Here is a 23,210-nt window from a genome sequence, read left to right as displayed (position 1 = left end):
TTGCATCTATTCATGAAAAAAAGAGATGAATTATTCGCTGCGTCAGTTAAAAGTTTTTGTGACCGTTGCTCGCGTTAAAAGCTTTAGTCGGGCAGGGGAGAGTATTGGTCTTAGCCAGTCTGCGGTAAGCCATAGCGTAAAAGAGCTGGAGCATCAGACCGGCGTACGCCTGCTTGACCGAACGACGCGTGAAGTGGTGCTCACGGAGGCCGGACAGCAGCTGGCGGCCCGGCTTGAGCGCTTGCTGGATGAACTCAATAGCACGCTGCGTGAGGCCGGTCGCGTCGGGCAACAGCTGATGGGTACCGTCCGGGTGGCGGCCAGCCAGACCATTTCCGCCCATCTGATCCCACAGTGTATTGCCTACAGTAACCGGCGCTATCCGGAGATAGATTTCGTTCTGCACGATCGTCCTCAGCAGTGGGTGCTGGAGAGCATCCGCCAGGGAGAAGTGGATTTTGGTATCGTTATCGATCCCGGCGCCGCTACCGATTTACAGTGCGAGACGGTTCTCGCTGAACCATTCTTGCTGCTTTGTCGCAGCGATCACCCTTTTGCCGGACGGGACGCGGTGAGCTGGCAGGAACTACAGCCCCAGCGGCTGGTTTTGCAGGATTATGCTTCTGGCAGCCGTCCGCTGATTGATGCCGCGCTCTCAGGATTTGCTGTAACCGCGAACATCGTGCAGGAGATTGGGCATCCGGCCACGCTATTTCCGATGGTTGAGTCGGGGATAGGTATCAGCATATTACCCGCATTAGCGCTGCCGCTCCCGCAGGGAAGCCGTTTGCAAGTGAAGCGGCTGACTCCGGTAGTGGAACGCCAGTTGATGCTGGCGCGGCGCAAAAATCGCTCGCTGTCGACTGCCGCGGAAGCGCTGTGGGAGGTGGTGCGGCTGCAGGCGGCCCGGCTTACTGCCTTACGCGAGAACAACCCCTTGTATCAGAAATGAAATCAATAGCTTTTTGATATCAAACTTCCGGGAAAACTGTATTGGTAATCGATTGCGTCGCATCGTTATAACAAGATGGTAGCCAATCATTTTATCCATTCTTCAGTTTTTAAGGACAGCTTATGAGCGACACGCTTTTCTCACAGAACCCCTGGTATAGCGCCGATATTATTCGCGGATATAAGCCGGATTTTACGCCGCGGGTGGCCTTTATCCTGGGGTCGGGTCTTGGGGCGCTGGCGGAACAAATTGAAGATGCGGTGGCGATTTCCTACGAGAAGCTGCCCGGCTTCCCGGTGAGTACGGTCCACGGCCATGCCGGTGAACTGGTGTTGGGAAATCTGGCCGGCGTTCCCGTTGCCTGTATGAAAGGGCGTGGGCACTTCTATGAAGGGCGGGGTATGACGGTGATGACCGATGCTATCCGCACGCTAAAGCTGCTGGGGTGTGAACTACTGTTTTGTACTAACGCGGCCGGCTCTTTACGTCCGGAAGTCGGGCCGGGAAGCCTGGTGGCGCTCAGCGATCATATTAACACGATGCCGGGCACGCCAATGGTAGGCCTGAATGATGAACGTTTTGGCGAGCGTTTTTTTTCTCTGGCCAACGCCTATGATGCGGATTATCGCGCCGTTCTGCAGAGCGTGGCGGCGGAGGAAGGGTTTCCGCTGACCGAAGGTGTATTTGTTTCCTATCCCGGGCCGAATTTTGAAACGGCAGCAGAGATTCGCATGATGCAGATTATTGGCGGCGATGTGGTGGGGATGTCCGTTGTGCCGGAAGTGATTACCGCCCGTCATTGCGGATTAAAAGTGGTAGCAGTCTCAGCCATTACCAATCTGGCTGAGGGGCTGGGCGATGTGACATTATCTCACGCGCAAACCCTGGCGGCGGCCGAGCTCTCCCGACAGAACTTTATCAACCTGATCTGCGGCTTCTTACGCAAACTGGCCTGAAAGAATAATAAATATGACCCCGCTTGCGGGGTCTTACTTTAATGGCAAGGAACGGAAAAAAATGAGTATCGCCTCTCGCTTAAAGCTCATGTCGTTTTTGCAATATTTCATCTGGGGAAGCTGGCTGGTCACCCTGGGTTCTTACATGATAAACACGTTGCATTTCACCGGCGCAAACGTCGGTATGGTCTATAGCTCCAAAGGGCTGGCGGCTATTATCATGCCCGGCGTTATGGGGATTATTGCCGATAAATGGCTACGTGCGGAACGGGCATATATGCTCTGCCACCTGGTCTGCGCAGCAGTGCTCCTTTATGCGACGACCGTAACCGACCCGGATACCATGTTCTGGGTGATGCTGATTAACGCGATGGCCTACATGCCGACCATCTCCTTGTCTAACAGCGTTTCCTACTCCTGCCTGGCGCAGTCCGGCCAGGATCCGGCGACCGCGTTTCCTCCTGTTCGCGTATTTGGCACTCTTGGTTTTATTGTCGCCATGTGGACGGTGAGCCTGATGGGACTGGAGCTGAGCAGCGCGCAGTTGTATATCGCCTCTGCCGCGTCGTTATTACTGGCGATTTATGCGCTTACGCTACCGAAAATTCCTGTGATCGAGAAGAAACCTGGCACCACATTGTCCGCGAGGATGGGACTGGATGCATTCGTATTGTTTAAAAATCCGCGGATGGCCATTTTCTTTTTCTTCGCGATGATGCTCGGGGCGGTACTGCAAATAACTAACGTCTTCGGTAACCCCTTTCTGCATGATTTCGCCCGTAACCCGGCGTTTGCTGACAGCTTTGTTGTGCGCTATCCCTCTATTTTGCTTTCAGTTTCGCAGATGGCGGAAGTCGCCTTTATTCTCACCATTCCTTTCTTTCTGAAACGCTTTGGCATTAAAACGGTCATGCTGATGAGTATGCTGGCGTGGACGCTACGCTTTGGCTTTTTTGCCTTTGGCGATCCGTCTCCGTTCGGTTTTGTTCTGCTGCTGATGTCGATGATTGTCTACGGCTGCGCATTCGACTTCTTTAATATTTCAGGGTCGGTGTTCGTTGAGCAACAGGCGGGGGCACATATTCGCGCCAGCGCGCAAGGGTTGTTTATGACCATGGTGAACGGTGTTGGCGCATGGGTAGGTTCGATTCTCAGCGGCATGGCCGTGGATTACTTCTCTATTGATGGCGTAAAAGAGTGGCAGACCATCTGGCTGGTGTTCGCGGCCTATTCATTGCTGCTGGCGGCTATTTTTGCCGTTTTTTTCAAATATAAACATGAACCTGAGGAGCTAATGAAGAAAGAGTTGGCCCATTAATCCTCTTCTGCGGCGGGCACATGTTCCGCCGTTTCATTTTTTCTGATGCAGTGTGGTAACTTTGCGCATTATCTTTATGCCCCAGGAGCGCATGAGCCATGGAACGCACGCATCGTATTGATCTGAAGTTATTGCGCTATTTTCTGGCTGTTGCAGAAGAGCTGCATTTTGGTCGTGCGGCGGCCCGTCTGAACATGTCGCAACCCCCGCTCAGCATTCACATTAAAGATCTGGAGCAGCAGCTCGGCACGCTATTGTTTGTTCGTCACTCCCGCAGCGTGGCCTTGACCCACGCAGGAAGAATCCTCATGGAGGAGTCCCGTCGTCTGCTTTCCAGCGCGCATCAGGCGCTGGCGCGAGTGGAGCAGATTGGGCGGGGCGAGGCCGGGCGGGTAGAGTTGGGCGTGATAGGCACCGCAATGTGGGGAAAAATGCGCCCGGTGATGCGTCGTTTTTTGAAAGAGCATCCTAACGTGGAAGTGCTTTTCAGAGAGAATATGCCCGCGATGCAGATGGCGATGCTAGAACGACGCGAGCTGGATGCCGGCATCTGGCGAATGGCGACGGCGCCTTCCCCAGGATTTACCAGCCTGCGCTTGCATGAGTCCTCTTTTCTGGTGGCCGTACCGGAAGAGCACCCCCTTGCCGCGCGTAAGGCGATCCCGCTTGCGGCGTTGCGTAACGAATATTTTGTCACTATGCCCTCAATACATACCGACTGGACGTTTTTACAACGCGTTTGCCAGAGCGCCGGATTCTCGCCGATGATTATCCGTGAGGTAATGGAGCCGCAAACGGTGCTGGCGATGGTCAGTATGGGGATCGGTATTACGCTCATCGCCGACAGCTATGCGCAAATGATGTGGCCGGGGGTTGTGTTTCGTCCGCTGGAAGAGCGCATACCCGCTGATTTATATATCGTCTATGACCAGCAGCAGGCGACGCCCGCGCTGGAGAAACTGGTTGCGACGCTAGTGAACTAAGCGTTATTGGCGAATGGTAAAGTAAAAGCCTGCTCCGGCTTTGTGTATCGCAGATAGCAAAAAAGCGCCTTTAGGGCGCTTTTTACATTGGTGGGTCGTGCAGGATGACTCGCTTCGCTCGCCCTTCGGGCAACGCTACGCGTTGTGCAAAATTGTTCCCAACAATTTTGTCGACTCGAACCTGCGGCAGGTTCGAATCTTACATATTGCAGATAGCAAAAAAGCGCCTTTAGGGCGCTTTTTTACATTGGTGGGTCGTGCAGGATTCGAACCTGCGACCAATTGATTAAAAGTCAACTGCTCTACCAACTGAGCTAACGACCCGAAGTGGTGGGTGATGACGGGATCGAACCGCCGACCCCCTCCTTGTAAGGGAGGTGCTCTCCCAGCTGAGCTAATCACCCACTTCGGTACTTCATTTTACGACAAGAAATCCAGCTGGCGAGAAAGTGGTGGGTGATGACGGGATCGAACCGCCGACCCCCTCCTTGTAAGGGAGGTGCTCTCCCAGCTGAGCTAATCACCCACTTCTCAATTTCTTGCTACACGGCGGAGACTACGTAAAGTAGTTGGTGGGTGATGACGGGTTCGAACCGCCGACCCCCTCCTTGTAAGGGAGGTGCTCTCCCAGCTGAGCTAATCACCCCCGCTGTGTGGAGTCGCATTATAGGGAGAGTTGAAAATGAGTCAACGCCTTTTCTAAATAATTTGTTTGTTCGTCGTAAAATTAAACAAAACGATCGCAATGTCATCTGTGGCGCATGATTTATAAACAAAAAGGGTAAAGCGTGACGTTGAAACGGTAACAACATTGAGGAATCAGCCCACGGTGTTAGAATATTCCCCCATAAAATCCAACGTACACTGCCGCATGTCGGCACCTTTATCAAACGTAAGGCCACTTCATGAAAATCAAAACTCGCTTCGCGCCCAGCCCGACAGGCTATCTGCACGTTGGCGGCGCGCGTACTGCTCTCTATTCCTGGCTTTTTGCACGTAACCACGGCGGTGAGTTTGTGCTGCGTATTGAAGATACCGATCTTGAGCGCTCCACGCCGGAGGCCATTGAAGCCATCATGGATGGTATGAACTGGCTGAGCCTGGAATGGGATGAGGGTCCGTACTTCCAGACCAAGCGTTTTGATCGCTATAACGCCGTCATTGATGAAATGCTGCAGGCGGGCACGGCCTATAAATGCTACTGCTCCAAAGAGCGTCTGGAAGCGCTTCGTGAAGAACAGATGGCGAAAGGTGAAAAGCCGCGCTATGACGGCCGCTGCCGTCATGGCCACGAGCATCATACTGACGACGAACCTTGCGTGGTCCGTTTTGCCAACCCGGAAGAGGGTTCTGTTGTTTTTGACGATCAGATCCGCGGTCCGATCGAATTCAGCAACCAGGAGCTGGACGATCTGATTATCCGTCGTACCGACGGTTCCCCGACCTACAACTTCTGCGTAGTTGTTGACGACTGGGATATGGAGATCACCCACGTTATCCGTGGCGAAGACCATATTAACAACACCCCGCGGCAGATTAACATCCTGAAAGCGCTGAATGCGCCGGTGCCGGTTTACGCCCACGTTTCGATGATTAACGGCGATGATGGTAAAAAACTCTCCAAGCGTCACGGAGCGGTCAGCGTTATGCAGTATCGCGACGACGGCTACCTGCCAGAAGCGCTGCTGAACTATCTGGTGCGTCTGGGATGGTCCAGCGGCGATCAGGAGATTTTCTCTCGCGAAGAGATGATTAAACTGTTCAGTCTGGGCGCGGTGAGCAAGTCTGCCAGCGCGTTCAACACGGAAAAGCTGCAGTGGTTGAATCACCACTATATCAATTCACTGGCCCCGGAATATGTGGCAACGCATTTACAGTGGCACATTGAGCAGGAAAATATCGACACCCGTAACGGGCCTCAACTGGCTGAGCTGGTGAAGCTGCTGGGTGAGCGCTGCAAAACGCTTAAAGAGATGGCGGCGAGCTGCCGCTATTTCTATGAAGATTTTGCTGAGTTTGATGCCGATGCGGCGAAAAAACATCTGCGTCCTGTTGCCCGTCAGCCGCTGGAAGTGGTGCGCGACAAATTAGCCGCCATTAGTGACTGGACGGCGGAAAATGTCCATCATGCTATTCAGGCAACGGCCGATGAGCTGGAAGTGGGGATGGGAAAAGTGGGGATGCCGCTGCGCGTCGCGGTGACCGGCGCAGGCCAGTCTCCGGCGCTTGATGTAACCGTGCATGCAATCGGTAAGTCACGTAGCGTAGAACGAATCAATAAAGCGCTGGCTTTTATTGCTGAACGGGAAAGTCAATAATCCTGATAGTAATATCGGGAGTTTTAAAACGGTGGGGCAAGCTAACCCCGCCGTTTTTTTGCCTATTTTTTAGCATCAGCAATCCCTAGCCGGGATAGAAAACCGCTAATCCCTTCGCGGGCAAGAAGATCGCGCAGGTGCAACTGCTCTGCGGGGGTCATCAGGCGCATGGTCTCGACAATCTGGCGCCAGATCGTATCAGCATCATTCACAAAGTATTTGACGACTGGTTCCGCCAGCTGGTTATCAATGGTCAAATGCCGCAGCGCCGGGATATTTGCCAGGAAATCGATTACTGCTTTGTCGATGACAATCAGGCGAGCGCGCCCGCCTTTCACTCCGGGTATGGCTTCCGTCCGCCAATTTTGCTCTCTGGCCCAACGGTTAATGGTTTGCCGGGCGAGGTTAAGGCACTCGGCGAGCTCCGCTGGGGTCATTTTATCTTTAAGTTTCATCATGCTTTCACCGATCGCGGATACCCAGTCGGTTGAGTAGCCCGGTGATCCCTTCACGCAGCAGCAGCGACATAAACAGCTTTTGCTCTCCCGGCGTCATCTCTTTACATAGCGTAAGCAGCAAAGATTCCAGATCGTTATCGGTTGCGGAATAGGGAACGGGGTTTTCGGCTACGCGCTGTGCGCTGCGGATAAACTCGCGAACCTGCTCATTAACATGTACGAGGCGCGCTTTACCGCCCTGCACGCCGGGACGCGGGGAAGTTTGCCACCCCTCTTTGCGTACCCATTTGTTAATCGTTTGCCGGCTGAAGCCAGTCAGATGCGCTATTTCTTCAGGTGTCATTCGTTCCTTGAGCATACTATTTCCTGAGTAAATATGTGGGAATTAGTTGCACATGTTATAGCATCCTTTTAAAGGAAAGCGTGACATGTTTAGCTTCTGGCTGCGATAAGGCTCGCAATGTCAGCCGTTTGCCTGCTTTTTCAGCGATCAAATAGCTGGGATTGATTTTGCCGTTGACACCTGGCGAAGGAATTCATATTATGCCGCCCGTCAACACGACACGCTTTACGTTACGGGGCTATAGCTCAGCTGGGAGAGCGCTTGCATGGCATGCAAGAGGTCAGCGGTTCGATCCCGCTTAGCTCCACCAAAACCTGCACCCATCAGGTTTGGTTCGTAAAGAGGTCCTGTGGGGCTATAGCTCAGCTGGGAGAGCGCTTGCATGGCATGCAAGAGGTCAGCGGTTCGATCCCGCTTAGCTCCACCAAATTCGGAACCCTCGCTACGGCGGGGGTTTTTTGTTTGTCTGACGGACCGAGGAAATGTAAAGCATTCTTTGAATAAGTCAGCAAACCTCTGCGTTAAGTAATTTCAGATTTTTTCACTATTTAAAATCTTGCCTGCCTTTATTAAGCAACATAATATCTGTTGCCTAAATATATTTATTGCAGCTGGAGTTTTAATTAACAATAATGATTGATCATCTTAACATTAAGATCAAAAAAACTCTGCTGGCACTTCTGGTCTGCCTTATCGCAATTCCGCTGTCCCGATTTATTTCCCCACAAACCATTATTGACGGAAATCAAATTTATCTGGCATGGTTACCGCTGAGCTTAATGTATTCCGTGCTTTTTATTTTTGGTCGCTACGCTGTTGCACCATTGATTATCGCGTTTGCGATCACCAATGCCTGGATAATCGATTTGACGCTAGCCCAGGCGCTGATCCTGCTATTCTGCCAGCTCTTCTCGGTTTTTGTCTCCTGCGCTATTATCCGCTTTCAGCTTGGAAGGCGCTGGCGCGCCGGGCTGACGGCAAAACATATGGGCGCGAGGATTTTTTGGGGAGGCTTTTTCGCCCCACTCCTGTTGAAGGTCACGATGTATCTGGCGGGGCGCTTTTTTTCGTTTCCGCTGGCGATCTCAAGCTATTTCGGCAATATGTCAGTTATTTACACCATTATCGATATACAAAGCCTGATTAGCGCCGCATTAATTTTTACGACATTCTTTTATTATCCGTTGCGGATGATTATCAGTCCGCGTTATGCGCGAGCATTCTACCGCAATCTTTGTCACGCGTGGCGGAAGCGCGAGCAGCGGGTATTTACGTTGTATTGGTTTGTGGCCCTGACGGCAATATTACTGGTGCTGTGTACGCCTTATGACTCTGTTTTTATTGCCGGTTATTTAGTCCCGCTTATTTTCATTTTATACTTTATTGGTATTAGCCGCCTGGGACATGCGCTGATTCGCATTTCATGGTCCATTTCCGCCTTTTTACTCGTAGCGTATAACGAGAATTTTTTACATGGGGTACAAACTGAATATTCACTATCGTTTGTTCTTTCAGTATTAATTTGTTTCACTATCTGCTTGTTTTATATGGCGGATATCTATGCACGCAGTGAAAGAATGAAGTTCAGATGGCGGGATCAGGCGGAAGAAGATCCGCTAACCGGTTTACCGAATCTACGCGCGCTGGAGAGTCACCTACGGCAAAACCCTGCTGTTGCCATCAGCAGCCTGCGTATTCAGAATCTGGATTTTCTGAGCCGCCATTACGGCATGATGATGAGAGTGGAGAGCAAAAGGCAGATTGCCCGCAAACTACAGCCGCTATTGGCTCAGGGAGAACGCATATATCAGCTCCCCGGCAGCGAGCTGTTGCTGGTACTCAATGGCCCGGAGCCAGAGGCGCGTTTAAATCATATTGTTTCCACGCTTAACCATAAAAAGTTTAGTTGGAACAACCAGGCGTTGGATCTGGAATTTGGCGCATCATGGGGCGGCTACAGCGGCATAGAATCTGAGCTTCACCCGATGCTTGGTCAGCTTAGCTGGTTATCGGAGCAGGCTGGGGCAGGGCGGCGCGTATTAGCGTTGGACGCGGCGCAGGAGCAGATATCCGATCAAACGAGCGAACAGGTACGGCTGCTGGCGAAAATTAAACAGGCGCTTAGTGAGCGCGGAGTAGTGTTATACGCTCAGCCGATCCGCAATGCCTGCGGAGAAGGGTACTATGAGATACTTAGTCGTATGCGCTGCGGTAATACCATCATTACACCCGATAGGTTTATTCCACTGATTGCGCAATTTAACCTGAGCCAGCGTTTTGATATGCAGGTACTGGAAACGCTGTTTAGTTCGCTCAAACACCACCACGGTCGGCATTTCTCCGTTAACCTGCTGCCCTATACGCTGATGCAAAAGGATAGCGCGGCGCAAATCATCGCTCTGTTTAAACGCTATAACCTGTCGGCAGAGGCGATAACGATTGAAGTTACCGAGGAGCAGGTGTTTTCCGATGTTGAGACCAGCATGCATAACATCCAGCTGCTGCGAGATTTCGGCTGTGGCATCGCGATTGATGACTTTGGTACCGGCTACGCTAACTACGAGCGCCTGAAAAGCCTGCAGGCCGATATCCTGAAAATTGACGGCTGCTTCGTGCGTGATATCGAGACCGATCCGCTGGATGCCATTATGGTCAAATCCATTATTGAAATGGCTAAGGTTAAGAAAATGAAGGTGGTGGCGGAATACGTTGAAACGCCTGAGCAGCGGGAAAAGCTTCTTGAGTTAGGTGTTGATTATCTACAGGGGTATCTGATCGGTAAGCCGCTGCCGTTGAGCGAACTGCAGGCATGAAAAAGCCGGGACTTGCCCGGCTTTCGCTAATTACAGAACCAGCGCGGCGATAGATGCAGAGAGCACGCTCACCAGCGTAGAACCGTACACCAGCTTCAGGCCAAAGCGGGAAACTACGTTACCTTGCTCTTCATTCAATCCTTTAATTGCCCCGGCGATAATACCGATAGAGGAGAAGTTAGCGAAGGAGACCAGGAAGATAGAGATGATACCTTCCGCACGCGGAGAGAGCGTGGCGGCAACTTTCTGCAGATCCATCATGGCGACGAATTCATTAGAAACCAGTTTGGTGGCCATAATACTCCCTACCTGCAGCGCTTCACCCGCCGGTACGCCCATTACCCACGCTACCGGATAGAAGATATAGCCGAGGATCCCCTGGAAGGAGATACTATAGCCGAACCAGCCGGTGACGGTGGCGAACAGGGCGTTCAACGCGGAAATCAGCGCGATGAAGCCAATCAGCATGGCGGCAACGATAATCGCCACTTTAAAGCCCGCCAGAATGTATTCACCCAGCATCTCGAAGAAACTTTGGCCTTCATGCAGGTTGGACATCTGCAGATTTTCTTCGCTTTCGTCGACGCGGTACGGGTTAATCAGCGACAGAACGATAAAGGTGCTGAACATGTTCAGTACCAGCGCCGCGACCACATATTTTGGCTGCAGCATGGTCATGTACGCGCCCACGATAGACATGGAGACGGTAGACATCGCGGTCGCCGCCATGGTGTACATGCGGTTGCGGGACATCTTGCCAAGAATATCTTTATAAGCGATGAAGTTTTCAGACTGGCCCAGAATCAGGGAGCTGACAGCGTTAAAGGATTCCAGCTTGCCCATGCCGTTGATTTTGGACAGTACGGTACCGATAGCGCGAATGACGATAGGTAGAATGCGAATATGCTGCAAAATACCGATCAGCGCAGAAATAAAGACGATCGGGCACAAAACTTTCAGGAAGAAGAACGCCAGACCTTTGTCGTTCATGTTGCCGAAGACGAAGTTTGTCCCTTCATTAGCGAAACCGAGGAGTTTTTCAAACATCTCGGAGAAGCCCTTCACAAAACCCAGACCAATGTCAGAGTTCAGGAAGAACCAGGCCAGCAGCACTTCAATGACCAGCAGCTGAATGACATAACGAATACGAATCTGCTTACGGTTGTGGCTGACCAACAGGGCCAGAATGGCCACCACTACGATCGCGAGAATAAAGTGCAGGACGCGGTCCATATTTGCTCCAAACATGAGGCAGGTTAAATTTCTTTGCACATTCTATGTAACAAGCGCAAAGAAAACGAGAGCTGGCACACACTATTGCAAGGATATGTGACTAATGGCAAAAATAGTGATCAACCATGCATTTTTGTTATGTTACGTAAAGGTTTTAAAAGTTGCTCTCTTGTACTATTCTGGTGATTAATTAAAAGCGTTTATCAGTTCCCCGGTTTATCAGTTGCCGACCCGCTATCGTTCCCTCCTATCACAGCAATCATTATCACCATTTCAAATGAACTTGATAATCATTCGCATTTTGATAGCATGAAACATAGCAAAGGCTATATTTCCAGAGGCAGAAAATGACAAACAGTCGCGTTGAGAATAGCAGCGGTCGCGCAGCGCGCAAGATTAAGCTCGCCCTGATGGGGCCGGCGTTCATTGCTGCCATTGGCTATATCGATCCGGGTAACTTCGCCACCAACATCCAGGCCGGCGCCAGTTTTGGCTATCAGCTGCTATGGGTGGTGGTATGGGCTAACCTGATGGCGATGCTGATTCAGGTGATGTCGGCGAAGCTGGGCATTGCCACCGGAAAAAATCTGGCAGAACAAATTCGCGACCACTACCCGCGTCCTGTGGTGTGGTTTTACTGGGTGCAGGCCGAAATCATCGCGATGGCGACCGACCTTGCCGAATTCATTGGCGCGGCTATCGGATTTAAGCTGGTGCTCGGCGTGTCATTGCTACAGGGCGCGGTGCTGACGGGGATTGCGACGTTCCTGATTCTGATGCTGCAGCGTCGCGGTCAAAAGCCGCTGGAAAAAGCGATCGGCGGACTGCTGCTGTTCGTCGCCGCGGCGTATGTCGTAGAGCTTATCTTCTCCCAGCCCGCGCTGGCGCCGTTGGCGAAAGGGATGCTTGTTCCGTCTCTGCCGACTAGCGAGGCGGTATTTCTTGCCGCCGGGGTGCTGGGGGCGACCATCATGCCGCATGTGATCTATCTACATTCATCCCTGACTCAGCACCTGCACGGTGGCACGCGGAAAGAGCGCTATAACGCCACGCGCTGGGATGTGGCGATTGCCATGACGATCGCGGGCTTTGTTAATCTGGCAATGATGGCAACCGCCGCTGCGGCCTTCCACTTCAATGGTCACACCGGCGTTGCCGACCTTGATCAGGCCTATCTGACGCTTGAACCCTTGCTGAGCCACGCGGCAGCCACCATCTTTGGCCTGAGTCTGATTGCGGCGGGTTTATCTTCTACGGTTGTTGGTACCCTGGCGGGGCAGGTGGTGATGCAGGGCTTTATCCGCTTTCATATCCCGCTGTGGTTTCGTCGGGCGATCACCATGCTGCCGTCGTTTATCGTGATTTTAATGGGGCTGGATCCCACGCGTATTCTGGTGATGAGCCAGGTATTGCTGAGTTTCGGTATTGCCCTTGCGCTGGTGCCGCTGCTGATATTCACCAGCGACTCCCGCTTGATGGGCGATCTGGTCAATTCCCGGTGGGTAAAACTGCTGGGGTGGGCGATTGTCGCCGTCGTTGTAGCGCTGAACGGCTGGTTGATTGTTGGGACGATATTCAGTTAAGCGCGATAATGAAAAAGGGAGCCGGATGGCTCCCTTTTATGATGAATATTAATGGTGGCCGTGGCCATGTCCGCGACCGCCGCCTGGTCCACGACCCCAACCGCCGCGTCGGTCATCACGGTCATTCCAGCCTTCACGATAGCCGCGCTCGTAGGCTTTACGTTTATCCCAGCCGCGATGCCAGCCGTTATCGTGACGACGCCAGCGGTTATCGCGCCATTCATAGTGTCGACGCCAATAATCACGGTCGCGCCAGCCGCCACCGTCCCAGTAGTTACCATAATTGTCGCGATCGCCAATTTGTAATTTTATTGATGGCAACAGGGTGATTTCACCAGCATTAGCGACCAATGGCGCTGAAGCCAGAAGCACTGCAGCCAAAATCAGTGACCTGAACATACTCTTCTCCTTCACGATCGGGGCCGTTGTCGGCCTGTTAACCTGATATTACGGGGCGGTAAAGCCCCGTCGTATCGGAGGAACTCCTAAATCGCCAGTGAGAGCACTTTTTGCTAAAGTAACAATGAATTTACACCGCAAGGATCGCGTCGATGGTTGCCCGCTCTTCGGCGCTGAAATGGCGGTTTTCCAGCATGCCAACCGCATCGTCGAGCTGCGAGGTTTTACTGGCGCCAATCAGTGCTGAAGTGACTTTCTCATCGCGCAGCACCCAGGCAAGCGCCATCTGCGAAAGCTTCTGCCCGCGGGATTCGGCCAGCGCGTCCAGTTGGCGAACTTTTTCCAGTTTGCTTTCAGTAAGCTGATCCGGTTGCAGGAACCGGCTGCCGCTGGCGGCGCGGGAGTCAGTCGGTATGCCGTGCAGGTAACGGTTAGTTAACTGGCCGCCCGCCAGCGGTGAAAACGCTATACTTCCCACCCCAGCGGTGTGCAGGAAATCCAGTAATCCCTCTTCGACCCAGCGTTCAAACATCGAATATTTTGGCTGATGAATCAGGCACGGCGTGCCGAGATCGTTAAGGATGTTGACGGCTTGCCGGGCCTGTTCGAGCGGATAGTTGGACAAGCCGACGTACAGCGCCTTGCCCTGGCGGACGATGTGGTCCAGCGCGCGCATGGTTTCCAGCAGCGGCGTTTCGGGGTCAGGGCGGTGGTGGTAGAAAATGTCGACATAGTCCAGGCCCATTCGTTTAAGGCTTTGATCGAGGCTGGCGATCAGGTACTTGCGCGATCCCCAGTCGCCATAGGGGCCGTCCCACATGGTGTAACCGGCTTTGCTGGAGATGATCAGCTCATCGCGATAGGGCAAAAAATCCTCTTTCAGAATACGGCCAAAATTGCTCTCCGCCGATCCCGGCGGTGGCCCGTAGTTATTGGCTAAATCGAAATGGGTTATGCCGAGATCGAATGCGTGACGCAGAAGCTGACGGCTGGTTTCCACCCGCGTTTCATCGCCAAAATTATGCCAAAGCCCCAGAGAAATTGCCGGTAGCTTTAGTCCGCTATGACCGCAGCGGCGGTATTCCATCGTTTGATATCGCGTGGCGTTTGCCTGGTAAACCATACTTCCTCCGCAGATAAAACAGGGTTGTGTATACGTTTACACTAAAGAATGTTTGGCACCGAGTATACTCCCTGAACGCGTAAATTTTACTTGCCACCGCATTTGTTGGGTGCAATGTGGACAGCGCAACTGCTTATTCAATACTCAACTTATCTGTATGAGAGGAGAGTAAGGATATGCAACCGACTTACACCATTGGCGATTATCTGCTGGATCGTCTCGTAGACTGCGGTATAGACCGCTTGTTTGGCGTACCTGGTGATTACAATTTACAGTTCCTCGACAGCGTTATTGCGCATCGGAATCTAGGGTGGGTAGGTTGTGCAAACGAGCTAAATGCGGCTTATGCCGCTGATGGCTATGCGCGTATCAAGGGCGCAGGCGCGCTGTTGACTACTTATGGCGTCGGCGAGCTGAGCGCGCTGAACGGCATCGCCGGGAGCTACGCCGAACATGTACCGGTCCTGCATATCGTTGGCGCTCCCTGTACCGGCGCACAGCAGCGCGGCGAGCTGCTGCACCATACGCTTGGCGATGGCGATTTCAGCCACTTTTCGCGTATGAGTGAACAAATTACCTGCTCACAAGCGGTGCTGGCGGCGGGAAATGCCTGCCATGAAATAGACCGGGTTCTGAGCGAAATGCTAACCCACCATCGCCCCGGTTATCTGATGCTGCCGGCCGATGTGGCGAAGGCAAAGACCACCCCGCCTGCTCATCGTTTGCGTATTCAGGGGCTGCCCGCCGATGAGAACCAGCTGGCGGGTTTCCGCGAGCACGCCGAACGGATGCTAAGAAGCAGCCGTCGCGTATCGTTGCTGGCCGATTTTCTCGCCCAGCGCTATGGGCTACAAAACGCGCTTCGAGAGTGGGTGGCGAGGGTCCCCGTTGCTTACGCCACGATGCTCATGGGCAAAGGCCTTTTTGATGAACAGCAGAGCGGTTTTGTCGGGACTTACAGCGGGATAGCCAGCGCGGAGGAAACTCGCGATGCTATCGAAAACGCGGATACCATTATCTGCATCGGCACGCGTTTTACCGACACCATTACTGCCGGCTTCACCCAGCACCTTCCGCTGGAAAAAACGATAGAAATACAGCCCTTTGCCGTCCGGGTTGGCGATCGCTGGTTCAGCCGGGTGCCCATGGAAAAGGCGCTCGCCATTTTAATCGAGCTCTCTGCCAGCCTGGCGGCAGAATGGGTTTCGCCGAATTTTCAGGCGCCCGGCGTGAGCGGCGCGCCAGAGGGGAACCTGACGCAGAAAAATTTCTGGAATACGGTGCAGAAACAGCTTCGCCCTGGAGACATTATCCTTGCCGATCAAGGTACCGCCGCTTTTGGCGCCGCTGCGCTTAAGCTTCCGGTCGACGCGACGCTGATCGTCCAGCCGTTATGGGGATCGATAGGCTTTACCCTTCCAGCGGCCTACGGGGCGCAAATCGCGGCAGCGGAGAGAAGGGTGGTGCTAATTGTTGGTGATGGTGCAGCGCAGTTAACTATTCAGGAACTGGGATCGATGCTCAGAGATAAGCAGCGTCCGCTGATTTTGTTGCTCAACAACGAAGGCTATACGGTCGAGCGCGCCATTCACGGCCCCGAACAACGCTACAACGATATTGCGCTCTGGGACTGGAATCGTCTGCCTGACGCTTTCGCTCCCGACGTCCCTTCCCGCTGCTGGCGAGTGACGCGCACGCAGGAGCTGCAGGAAGCGATGAATAGCAGCGTCGCCTCAGACAGGCTGACGCTGGTGGAGGTGATGCTGCCAAAAATGGATATCCCCGATTTTCTGCGTACGGTCACTCAGGCACTGGAGGAGAGAAACAGCCGCGTTTAATCGTTGGGGCGTTTGGCGATCATCAGCGGTTTCCCGGCAAGTAATAGCCAGGCGGGAAGCATAACGATGCACAGCAGCGGAAGTAACGTGGAATCTGGCACCACGACCGCTGCCATAAACAGGCTCAACCAGCCATCGCGCGTCACCACCAGCGTCAGTCCGAGGATCGCACAGGAAACGGTGATCGCTGCCGGGACGGCATCCACGTGCGCATGAAGCATCAGTCCGAGCGCGACGCCGACGAACACTGCCGGGAAAATCCGCCCGCCGCGAAAACCGCAGGCGGCGGCCAGCACCAGCGCCGCCAGCTTCACCAGAGCAATAAGCATGAAATCGCTGGCGGTCAACGTCTGGCTAAAGGCTAATTGCTGCATTTCTTCAAGGCCTTTGAAAAGGGTGATATGCCCGCCGATGACGCCGAGGATCCCCAATAAAAATCCGCCGATACCGAGGGTTAAGATCGGATTTTTCAGTCGTTGCATCAGCGCGTGTAAACGCGGCAGGCACCAAACGCCAACCATGCCGACCGCAATAGCAATAAGCGTAACGATAGCCCCGCTAAAGATATCGACAAGCCGCCACTGATTGTAGTGCGCGATAGGTAGCGAAAAATTGGGGTGGAAAAAAAGCCCAGTGGTCAAAGAGCCCGCTGCCGCGGCAAGCATTGGTGCGAAGAGCCGGTCCCAAAGCGGGACATCGTTACTGCTGTTCAGCGTTTGCGAAAAGATCAGCGCCGCAGCAACAGGCGTACCGAATAGTGCTCCGATGGTGCCGGAAGAGGCGAGTATCGTCCAGTCGAGCGCGCTGACTCGGGGGAAAAGGCGCGAGCCAAGCGCCACCGTCAGAGCGATATTTATCACCATAATAGGATGTTCCGGCCCCAGGCTAACGCCGCCTGCCAGGCCGATTATCAGCGCCGCGAGCAGGCCGGGCAGCGCGCTGGGGTTCACCGGGGCGCCAATAAGCGACTCGGTGGCCGGATCGGGGCCGGCGTGCCCAGGGCTAAAACGTACGACCAGACCCACGGCAATGCCGGTGCAGGTGAGGATAGCAATCGTCCAGACAGGGCCGCTGGCGTTCATGCCCAGGGCTCCGGGTAGGCTACTCCAGAGAATATTCTGCAACATGGCTGCCGTTTTCATCGCCACAATTAATACCAGGCTGGCAGCAATACCGATCACGATTGCGGGTATCGATAACAACAGCATCGTTCTGGCGCGCGGGTGCAGCATGAAAATATCCTTCTGAAAATTTCGAAGCACTACTTTGCCCGGACGCGTTTAGGGCGTTGGCGCAAATGGTGCTGAAACGATAAAGTAACGAGGTAGCCTGGCGATCGTGCCGCACAATATTTTCATAAATTACAGCCTAACTGTGATGTAGGTCGCTAAACAAAGGGCGCTTATACGTTGGTCGTTGTTGTTAGGTCGTCATGAATTTAGAGTGTGCCAAAGAATCATTTTGACTTTAGCGGAGCCGTAACGGAATGACAAAATTTGCTTTAGTAGGGGACGTTGGCGGAACGAATGCCCGTCTGGCGTTATGCGATCTTGCAAGCGGAGAAATATCCCGAGCCAAGACCTATTCCGGGCTCGATTATCCCAGTCTTGAAGCCGTTGTTCAGGTCTATCTGGAAGAGCATAACGTCAAGGTAGAAGATGGCTGTATTGCCATCGCCTGTCCGATTACCGGCGACTGGGTGGCGATGACCAACCACACTTGGGCATTTTCTATCGCTGAGATGAAGAAGAACCTGGGGTTCTCACATCTGGAAATCATTAACGATTTTACTGCGGTATCGATGGCAATCCCCATGCTGAAAGCTGAACATCTGATTCAGTTTGGCGGCGCGAAGCCGGTGGAAGGCAAGCCGATTGCCGTTTATGGTGCTGGTACCGGGCTGGGCGTCGCTCATCTGGTACACGTTGATAAACGCTGGGTGAGTCTGCCGGGCGAGGGCGGCCATGTGGATTTCGCGCCCAATAGCGAAGAAGAAGGCATTATTCTGGAAGAACTGCGTACCGAGCTGGGGCACGTCTCCGCCGAACGCGTATTATCTGGACCTGGGTTAGTCAATCTTTATCGTGCGATCGTTAAGTCTGATGGGCGTCTGCCGGAAAACCTGCAGCCTAAGGATGTCACCGAACGCGCGTTGGCTGATACCTGCATCGATTGCCGTCGCGCCCTGTCGCTGTTTTGCGTCATTATGGGGCGATTTGGCGGTAACCTGGCGCTAACGCTCGGCACCTTTGGCGGCGTGTATATTGCTGGCGGCATTGTTCCGCGCTTTCTCGAATTCTTTAAAGCTTCCGGCTTTCGCGGCGGTTTTGAAGATAAAGGCCGGTTTAAAGCTTTCGTCCAGGATATTCCGGTGTATCTGATCGTTCACGACAATCCGGGACTGCTGGGCTCCGGCGCGCACCTGCGTCAGACGCTCGGGCAGGTTCTGTAAGCTCTGTCTCTCTTACCCGAATAAAATCATTATTCGGGTAAATCCTCTACAGATGCATGAGCTGACGAAACTCTTTCACCTTGCTGCGGCTCACCGGAACCTGAAACTCAAGATCGCGAAGCCGCAGAATATAGGTGTTGTTGAACCAGGGTTCGATTTCGCGAATTTTGTTCAGGTTGACGCAGTACGAGCGGTGGCAGCGGAAAAAGTGCGCCGGCGGCAGCTTGTTGCAGAACTCCGTGATATTCATTGGCATCACGAACGACTCCTTCCGCGTATAAACAAATGTCATCTTTTCATGCGCTTCCGCGTAGTAAATATCGTGGATGCTGGTGACAATAATGCGCTCATCTTTAATCAGATTAATCGTGTCGTTTTCCCGGGTTGGATTGGGCGCTGCCCCGGTAGCGATGCTAGACTGCTGCTGTTGCAGCCAGGCGCTGTTCAGCTTTTGCAGCATGTTGACAATGCGTGATTCCTGGTAGGGTTTAAGGATGTAATCGAACGCCTCCAGCTCAAAGGCTTCCACCGCATGCTCCTTCCACGCGGTAATAAAAACGATAAAGGGCTTGTGCGCGAACTGGCTGATGTTTTGCGCCAGCAGTACGCCATCCAGCGACGGGATGTTGATATCGAGAAAAATAGCGTCGACTTTGTTGTGCTGTAAAAACTTCAGCACATCGAGTCCGTCGTCAAAGGTACCGACAATCTCCATTTCGCTATGGGTATTAATCAACCAGGTGAGCTCTTGCTGCGCGAGGAACTCATCTTCCACAATGATGACTTTCATTTTATCTCCGCTCATGACAGCAGCGACTCCGTAGCCACCTGGGGCGCGTAGTGGGTTGGCACATAGAAAGCGATTTCGGTCCCCGGCGTCAGGCGTCGGATATGCAGGCCTTCTCCGTACAGTAGCTTGACCCGATGATGAACGTTGAGTAAACCGATTTTATTTCCCGGCATTTCGTCAGCCTCTACCCTCGCTACCACCGCCGGGTCGATACCGTTCCCCGTATCGCGAACGCTAATCCGTACTCGATTCCCGCACTCATTAATGCCGATGGTCACCACGCCTTTCCCTTTGCAGGGCTGAATTCCGTGGACGATGGCATTCTCCACCAGCGGCTGAATAAGCAGACTGGGGATCATAAAGCTGACTTCATCATCAATATCATAAATCACCGTCAGCTTGTCGCCGAAGCGGGCCTGTTCAATCGCGATATAATCCTTGATTTGATACAGCTCCCTTTTGATATCTATTTGTTCATCATCTTTTAATTCAATGTTGTAGCGTAAATAGCGCGACAAATTAAAAATTAACTGGCGCGCGGTGTCTGGATTCATGCGAATCGACGACGAAATGGCGTTCAGGGCATTAAATAAGAAATGGGGATTAATTTTACTCTGCAGCGCGCGCAGTTCAGCTTTATTGGCCATTTCACGCAGCTGTTCAGCGCGGGAGACCTCCAGCTGCGTGGAGATGATTTGCGACAGGCCAATCGCCATTTCCTGCAATGAAGAGGTGATGCGGTGCGCGTGGCAGTAATAGATTTTTAGCGTACCGGTGACGACGCCTTTTTCCCATAGCGGAATGACCAGCATGGAGTGTATTTCCGGCGTCCGGTGAGCTTCATCATTGTTTTTAATAATGATTTTTCCATAGCGGATCGCCTGTTGCGTCGTTGGGCTAATAAAGTCGTCGTTGTTGCGGTAGTTGATTTCACCAACCCCGACGTAGGCCATGACGTGCTGGGTATTGGTAATGGCGACGGCATCGGCATTAATGTCGCGGCGGATAATATCGCAGACCTGACGCAGGGACTCGCTGTTGACGTGGCGAAACAGCGGTAGCGTTTTGTTGGCGATGTCGAGCGCCAGTTTTGCCTGGCGGGCGGCGCTGGCTTCCTTTTCGCCCTCAACACTCTGCACCAGTAAAACGATAAAGCCGATACATACGCTGCCGAGGATCATCGGAATACCGATTTTTGACACGATATCGATCCCCAGCGCCAACGAAGGCGCCCATACGACCACGAGGATCATGGTTAACGTTTCGCATAGCATGCCGGCGAGGATCCCCGCTTTCCAGCGCTGCGCTTTAGGCACTTTACGACTGATAAGACCGGAGAGCAGACCGGCGACGATGCTGGTAATAAAACAGGGGACGGCGGTGACGCCATCAATATCGATCAGGTAGCGATGTACCCCGGCGATCGCGCCGACAATCGCCCCAACCCAGGGGCCGAACAGGATCCCGCCGGACATGACCGCGATAATACGCACGTTGACCAACGATCCTTCGACCGGTACGCCTGACCAGGTACTGAACAGGGCAAAGAGAGAGAAGATCGCGGTAACGGCCAGCAGCTCTTTTGGCGTATGCGCGGATTTATGTAGAAGTTCACGAAACAGGCGCAGACGAATGAGGAAAAAGAGGCAAATCAGCATTAATGCCGCACGGTCAAAAACCGCCAGCAGCATAGTAAATATTTCGTGCATGTGTGCGCCGTGTTAATCGCGAGAAAGCAACATGATAGAAAACCTCGCGGCAGAAGGCCAGCTGAAGGCATGAATAGGGAAAAGTATTACAAATAAAAGGGGATTAATGATAAAGACCTGAGATTCAATAGCGTCTACTGATGAAAAACGATTCAGGTTAAATTATAGATATCAATATGTTAATTTTAATGAGCCAGGCGAGATGGGGGAAGAACGTTGCTGCCCTATTTTGCTGAACTGATGCCCGTTTTTACCGCCAGAAATTTTTTTTGCCTTTCCCCTCGACAGCGGGAATTTTTTCGGGTTATTTTCTAAACGTGCTGCACATGCAGCAGCGTCGCTCGGACGGTCCGGGCGCTAACGTTAATCCGAGGAATCTATGGCTGAATTCAGTCCTGAACGCCGTTTTACGCGTATCGATCGTCTCCCCCCGTACGTTTTTAATATCACTGCTGAGCTGAAAATGGCTGCGCGACGCCGCGGCGAAGATATTATTGATTTCAGCATGGGTAACCCCGATGGCGCGACCCCGCCGCATATCGTTGAGAAGCTATGCACCGTTGCCCAGCGTCCCGATACGCACGGCTATTCCACCTCTCGCGGTATTCCGCGTCTGCGCCGGGCGATTTCTCGTTGGTATCAAGAGCGCTATAACGTTGAGATCGATCCGGAATCAGAAGCGATAGTAACCATTGGTTCAAAAGAGGGACTGGCGCATCTGATGCTGGCGACGCTTGACCATGGCGATACCGTACTGGTGCCGAATCCCAGCTATCCTATTCACATTTATGGGGCGGTAATCGCCGGAGCCCAGGTGCGTTCAGTACCTCTCGTTGAAGGCGTGGATTTTTTCAATGAGCTCGAGCGCGCCATTCGCGAGAGTTACCCGAAGCCGAAAATGATGATCCTCGGTTTCCCTTCCAACCCGACCGCGCAGTGCGTCGAACTGGAGTTCTTTGAGAAAGTCGTGGCGTTGGCGAAGCGTTATGACGTACTGGTTGTGCACGATTTGGCCTACGCCGATATTGTTTATGATGGCTGGAAAGCGCCCTCTATTATGCAGGTTCCCGGCGCGCGCGATGTTGCCGTCGAATTCTTTACGCTATCGAAAAGCTACAATATGGCGGGCTGGCGTATCGGCTTTATGGTTGGCAACAAAACGTTGGTTAATGCGCTGGCGCGTATTAAAAGCTACCACGACTACGGCACCTTCACCCCTCTACAGGTTGCGGCTATTGCGGCGCTTGAAGGCGATCAGCAGTGCGTTCGTGACATTGCCGAGCAGTATAAGCGCCGTCGCGATGTGCTGGTGAAAGGACTGCATGAGGCCGGATGGATGGTGGAATGTCCGAAGGCGTCAATGTATGTATGGGCGAAGATCCCTGAACAGTATGCGGCGATGGGCTCACTGGAGTTCGCTAAAAAGCTGCTGCAGGATGCTAAAGTCTGCGTTTCGCCGGGCATTGGCTTCGGGGACTACGGCGATACGCACGTACGCTTCGCTTTAATTGAAAACCGCGATCGTATCCGCCAGGCGGTGCGCGGCATTAAATCCATGTTTCGTGCAGACGGGCTGCTGCCCGCCTCGACGAAGTTAACCAGCGAAAGCAACGAATAAAAAAAGGAGCCGAGAGGCTCCTTTTTTAACACCGTTACAGCTAGATCATCAGGGCGAAAGTACCGGCCCAAACGATGACCATAAAAGAAATGCCCATTAAAAAATATTTCACGACTCATCACTCCGCGATCTCGGCGAGACGCCTTAAATGAATTTGCTCTTCATTGTCTGTTCAACTATCGCTCACAAAAATTCTCTTTTTCCGATGGCGATAGCTGTAAATTCTGAGCTCAAACGGCTCCAGATGGCGCTAATGTACGCCTAAAAAATGAGGGAAACAAGATCCATTTTTTTATTAATTTTTAGTTACTTACGAGTGTCGTG

Annotated in this window: 19 protein-coding genes and 6 tRNA genes; 12 read left to right on the top strand and 13 right to left on the bottom strand. The window is 52.9% G+C overall.

Annotated features, from left to right (window positions below; genetic code table 11):
* The first annotated feature begins 25 nt into the window (after positions 1-25).
* The 4 genes from IYV58_RS19805 to IYV58_RS19790 all read left to right on the top strand — a co-directional run bounded on the left by IYV58_RS19805 (position 26) and on the right by IYV58_RS19790 (position 4,209).
* On the top strand, positions 26-952 hold the full coding sequence (locus IYV58_RS19805) for a LysR family transcriptional regulator (RefSeq protein ID WP_195729204.1): 927 nt from the start codon (positions 26-28) through the stop codon (positions 950-952).
* A gap of 122 nt (positions 953-1,074) precedes the next feature.
* Entirely contained in the window at positions 1,075-1,908 is an 834-nt protein-coding gene (gene xapA, locus IYV58_RS19800) for a xanthosine phosphorylase (RefSeq protein WP_004123338.1), read from the top strand.
* A 61-nt stretch (positions 1,909-1,969) separates the two neighbouring features.
* Positions 1,970-3,226, top strand: coding sequence for a nucleoside permease (locus IYV58_RS19795; protein WP_004123337.1), 1,257 nt, complete (start codon positions 1,970-1,972; stop codon positions 3,224-3,226).
* Positions 3,227-3,324: 98 nt separating this feature from the next.
* Entirely contained in the window at positions 3,325-4,209 is an 885-nt protein-coding gene (locus IYV58_RS19790; protein ID WP_004123327.1) for a LysR family transcriptional regulator, read from the top strand.
* A gap of 248 nt (positions 4,210-4,457) precedes the next feature.
* On the opposite strand, the gene IYV58_RS19785 is transcribed toward IYV58_RS19790, so the two are convergent.
* The 4 genes from IYV58_RS19785 to IYV58_RS19770 form a co-directional block, all read right to left on the bottom strand.
* Positions 4,458-4,533: transfer RNA gene (locus tag IYV58_RS19785), tRNA-Lys, on the bottom strand.
* 4 nt (positions 4,534-4,537) lie between these two features.
* A tRNA-Val gene (locus IYV58_RS19780) sits at positions 4,538-4,613 on the bottom strand.
* 46 nt (positions 4,614-4,659) lie between these two features.
* A tRNA-Val gene (locus IYV58_RS19775) sits at positions 4,660-4,735 on the bottom strand.
* A 44-nt stretch (positions 4,736-4,779) separates the two neighbouring features.
* Positions 4,780-4,855, bottom strand: a tRNA-Val gene (locus tag IYV58_RS19770).
* 259 nt (positions 4,856-5,114) lie between these two features.
* On the opposite strand from IYV58_RS19770, the gene gltX reads away from it, so the two are divergent.
* The gene (gene gltX, locus IYV58_RS19765) at positions 5,115-6,527 is read left to right on the top strand and encodes a glutamate--tRNA ligase (RefSeq protein ID WP_004123325.1); all 1,413 of its coding nucleotides are present in this window, start codon (positions 5,115-5,117) and stop codon (positions 6,525-6,527) included.
* Between the two features lie 62 nt (positions 6,528-6,589).
* On the opposite strand, the gene IYV58_RS19760 is transcribed toward gltX, so the two are convergent.
* Positions 6,590-6,985: a YfeC-like transcriptional regulator gene (locus IYV58_RS19760; protein ID WP_004123323.1), complete on the bottom strand. Its 396-nt coding sequence runs from the start codon at positions 6,983-6,985 to the stop codon at positions 6,590-6,592.
* Between the two features lie 4 nt (positions 6,986-6,989).
* On the bottom strand, positions 6,990-7,343 hold the full coding sequence (locus tag IYV58_RS19755; RefSeq protein ID WP_004123321.1) for a YfeC-like transcriptional regulator: 354 nt from the start codon (positions 7,341-7,343) through the stop codon (positions 6,990-6,992).
* Positions 7,344-7,562: 219 nt separating this feature from the next.
* On the opposite strand from IYV58_RS19755, the gene IYV58_RS19750 reads away from it, so the two are divergent.
* The 3 genes from IYV58_RS19750 (at position 7,563) to IYV58_RS19740 (ending at position 10,141) form a co-directional block, all read left to right on the top strand.
* Positions 7,563-7,638: transfer RNA gene (locus tag IYV58_RS19750), tRNA-Ala, on the top strand.
* A gap of 41 nt (positions 7,639-7,679) precedes the next feature.
* A tRNA-Ala gene (locus IYV58_RS19745) sits at positions 7,680-7,755 on the top strand.
* Positions 7,756-7,960: 205 nt separating this feature from the next.
* A complete protein-coding gene (locus IYV58_RS19740; RefSeq protein WP_049114640.1) occupies positions 7,961-10,141 on the top strand; it encodes an EAL domain-containing protein in 2,181 nt (726 codons plus the stop codon).
* A gap of 30 nt (positions 10,142-10,171) precedes the next feature.
* On the opposite strand, the gene IYV58_RS19735 is transcribed toward IYV58_RS19740, so the two are convergent.
* Entirely contained in the window at positions 10,172-11,374 is a 1,203-nt protein-coding gene (locus IYV58_RS19735) for a NupC/NupG family nucleoside CNT transporter (protein WP_004104312.1), read from the bottom strand.
* Positions 11,375-11,721: 347 nt separating this feature from the next.
* Here IYV58_RS19735 and IYV58_RS19730 point away from each other — a divergent pair, with 347 nt between their 5' ends.
* Positions 11,722-12,957 carry an Nramp family divalent metal transporter gene (locus tag IYV58_RS19730; RefSeq protein WP_004123315.1) on the top strand — a complete coding sequence of 412 codons (1,236 nt, stop codon included), beginning with the start codon at positions 11,722-11,724 and terminating at the stop codon, positions 12,955-12,957.
* 48 nt (positions 12,958-13,005) lie between these two features.
* On the opposite strand, the gene IYV58_RS19725 is transcribed toward IYV58_RS19730, so the two are convergent.
* Both IYV58_RS19725 and mgrA read right to left on the bottom strand, forming a co-directional pair.
* A complete protein-coding gene (locus IYV58_RS19725) occupies positions 13,006-13,356 on the bottom strand; it encodes a DUF2502 domain-containing protein (RefSeq protein WP_004123311.1) in 351 nt (116 codons plus the stop codon).
* 130 nt (positions 13,357-13,486) lie between these two features.
* Entirely contained in the window at positions 13,487-14,479 is a 993-nt protein-coding gene (mgrA, locus tag IYV58_RS19720) for an L-glyceraldehyde 3-phosphate reductase (protein WP_004123308.1), read from the bottom strand.
* Between the two features lie 176 nt (positions 14,480-14,655).
* On the opposite strand from mgrA, the gene IYV58_RS19715 reads away from it, so the two are divergent.
* Positions 14,656-16,317, top strand: a complete 1,662-nt coding sequence (locus tag IYV58_RS19715; RefSeq protein WP_087829175.1) for an alpha-keto acid decarboxylase family protein — start codon at positions 14,656-14,658, stop codon at positions 16,315-16,317.
* On the opposite strand, the gene IYV58_RS19710 is transcribed toward IYV58_RS19715, so the two are convergent.
* Entirely contained in the window at positions 16,314-17,549 is a 1,236-nt protein-coding gene (locus IYV58_RS19710) for an ion channel protein (RefSeq protein WP_195729203.1), read from the bottom strand. The genes IYV58_RS19715 and IYV58_RS19710 overlap by 4 nt on opposite strands.
* 254 nt (positions 17,550-17,803) lie before the next feature.
* Here IYV58_RS19710 and glk point away from each other — a divergent pair, with 254 nt between their 5' ends.
* On the top strand, positions 17,804-18,769 hold the full coding sequence (glk, locus tag IYV58_RS19705; RefSeq protein ID WP_004123300.1) for a glucokinase: 966 nt from the start codon (positions 17,804-17,806) through the stop codon (positions 18,767-18,769).
* Between the two features lie 46 nt (positions 18,770-18,815).
* Here the strand turns inward: glk and IYV58_RS19700 are convergent, their stop codons facing one another.
* A complete protein-coding gene (locus IYV58_RS19700) occupies positions 18,816-19,559 on the bottom strand; it encodes a LytR/AlgR family response regulator transcription factor (RefSeq protein WP_172879421.1) in 744 nt (247 codons plus the stop codon).
* Between the two features lie 11 nt (positions 19,560-19,570).
* Positions 19,571-21,268, bottom strand: a complete 1,698-nt coding sequence (locus IYV58_RS19695; protein ID WP_195729202.1) for a sensor histidine kinase — start codon at positions 21,266-21,268, stop codon at positions 19,571-19,573.
* A gap of 379 nt (positions 21,269-21,647) precedes the next feature.
* Here IYV58_RS19695 and alaC point away from each other — a divergent pair, with 379 nt between their 5' ends.
* Entirely contained in the window at positions 21,648-22,886 is a 1,239-nt protein-coding gene (gene alaC / locus IYV58_RS19690; protein WP_004123291.1) for an alanine transaminase, read from the top strand.
* A 40-nt stretch (positions 22,887-22,926) separates the two neighbouring features.
* On the opposite strand, the gene ypdK is transcribed toward alaC, so the two are convergent.
* Positions 22,927-22,998 (bottom strand): membrane protein YpdK, encoded by a 72-nt coding sequence (gene ypdK / locus IYV58_RS19685; RefSeq protein WP_077777854.1) that lies wholly within the window; start codon positions 22,996-22,998, stop codon positions 22,927-22,929.
* Positions 22,999-23,210 lie beyond the last annotated feature (212 nt).

The sequence above is a fragment of the Klebsiella sp. BDA134-6 genome (assembly GCF_015601345.1).
GTDB lineage: Bacteria > Pseudomonadota > Gammaproteobacteria > Enterobacterales > Enterobacteriaceae > Klebsiella > Klebsiella grimontii.
Note: the sequence above shows the minus strand (reverse complement) of the source record. Positions and strands in the feature narration are given on the sequence as shown.

Excerpts from the sequence above, each read along its gene's own strand:
- IYV58_RS19795 (WP_004123337.1), top strand. The coding sequence starts at position 1,970 with ATGAGTATCGCCTCTCGCTTAAAGCTCATGTCGTTTTTGCAATATTTC.
- alaC (WP_004123291.1), top strand. The coding sequence starts at position 21,648 with ATGGCTGAATTCAGTCCTGAACGCCGTTTTACGCGTATCGATCGTCTC.
- IYV58_RS19805 (WP_195729204.1), top strand. The coding sequence starts at position 26 with ATGAATTATTCGCTGCGTCAGTTAAAAGTTTTTGTGACCGTTGCTCGC.
- IYV58_RS19695 (WP_195729202.1), bottom strand. The coding sequence starts at position 21,268 with ATGCACGAAATATTTACTATGCTGCTGGCGGTTTTTGACCGTGCGGCA.
- glk (WP_004123300.1), top strand. The coding sequence starts at position 17,804 with ATGACAAAATTTGCTTTAGTAGGGGACGTTGGCGGAACGAATGCCCGT.
- IYV58_RS19725 (WP_004123311.1), bottom strand. The coding sequence starts at position 13,356 with ATGTTCAGGTCACTGATTTTGGCTGCAGTGCTTCTGGCTTCAGCGCCA.
- IYV58_RS19790 (WP_004123327.1), top strand. The coding sequence starts at position 3,325 with ATGGAACGCACGCATCGTATTGATCTGAAGTTATTGCGCTATTTTCTG.
- IYV58_RS19730 (WP_004123315.1), top strand. The coding sequence starts at position 11,722 with ATGACAAACAGTCGCGTTGAGAATAGCAGCGGTCGCGCAGCGCGCAAG.
- IYV58_RS19735 (WP_004104312.1), bottom strand. The coding sequence starts at position 11,374 with ATGGACCGCGTCCTGCACTTTATTCTCGCGATCGTAGTGGTGGCCATT.
- IYV58_RS19760 (WP_004123323.1), bottom strand. The coding sequence starts at position 6,985 with ATGATGAAACTTAAAGATAAAATGACCCCAGCGGAGCTCGCCGAGTGC.
- IYV58_RS19755 (WP_004123321.1), bottom strand. The coding sequence starts at position 7,343 with ATGCTCAAGGAACGAATGACACCTGAAGAAATAGCGCATCTGACTGGC.
- IYV58_RS19710 (WP_195729203.1), bottom strand. The coding sequence starts at position 17,549 with ATGCTGCACCCGCGCGCCAGAACGATGCTGTTGTTATCGATACCCGCA.
- xapA (WP_004123338.1), top strand. The coding sequence starts at position 1,075 with ATGAGCGACACGCTTTTCTCACAGAACCCCTGGTATAGCGCCGATATT.
- IYV58_RS19740 (WP_049114640.1), top strand. The coding sequence starts at position 7,961 with ATGATTGATCATCTTAACATTAAGATCAAAAAAACTCTGCTGGCACTT.
- IYV58_RS19700 (WP_172879421.1), bottom strand. The coding sequence starts at position 19,559 with ATGAAAGTCATCATTGTGGAAGATGAGTTCCTCGCGCAGCAAGAGCTC.
- mgrA (WP_004123308.1), bottom strand. The coding sequence starts at position 14,479 with ATGGTTTACCAGGCAAACGCCACGCGATATCAAACGATGGAATACCGC.
- IYV58_RS19715 (WP_087829175.1), top strand. The coding sequence starts at position 14,656 with ATGCAACCGACTTACACCATTGGCGATTATCTGCTGGATCGTCTCGTA.
- gltX (WP_004123325.1), top strand. The coding sequence starts at position 5,115 with ATGAAAATCAAAACTCGCTTCGCGCCCAGCCCGACAGGCTATCTGCAC.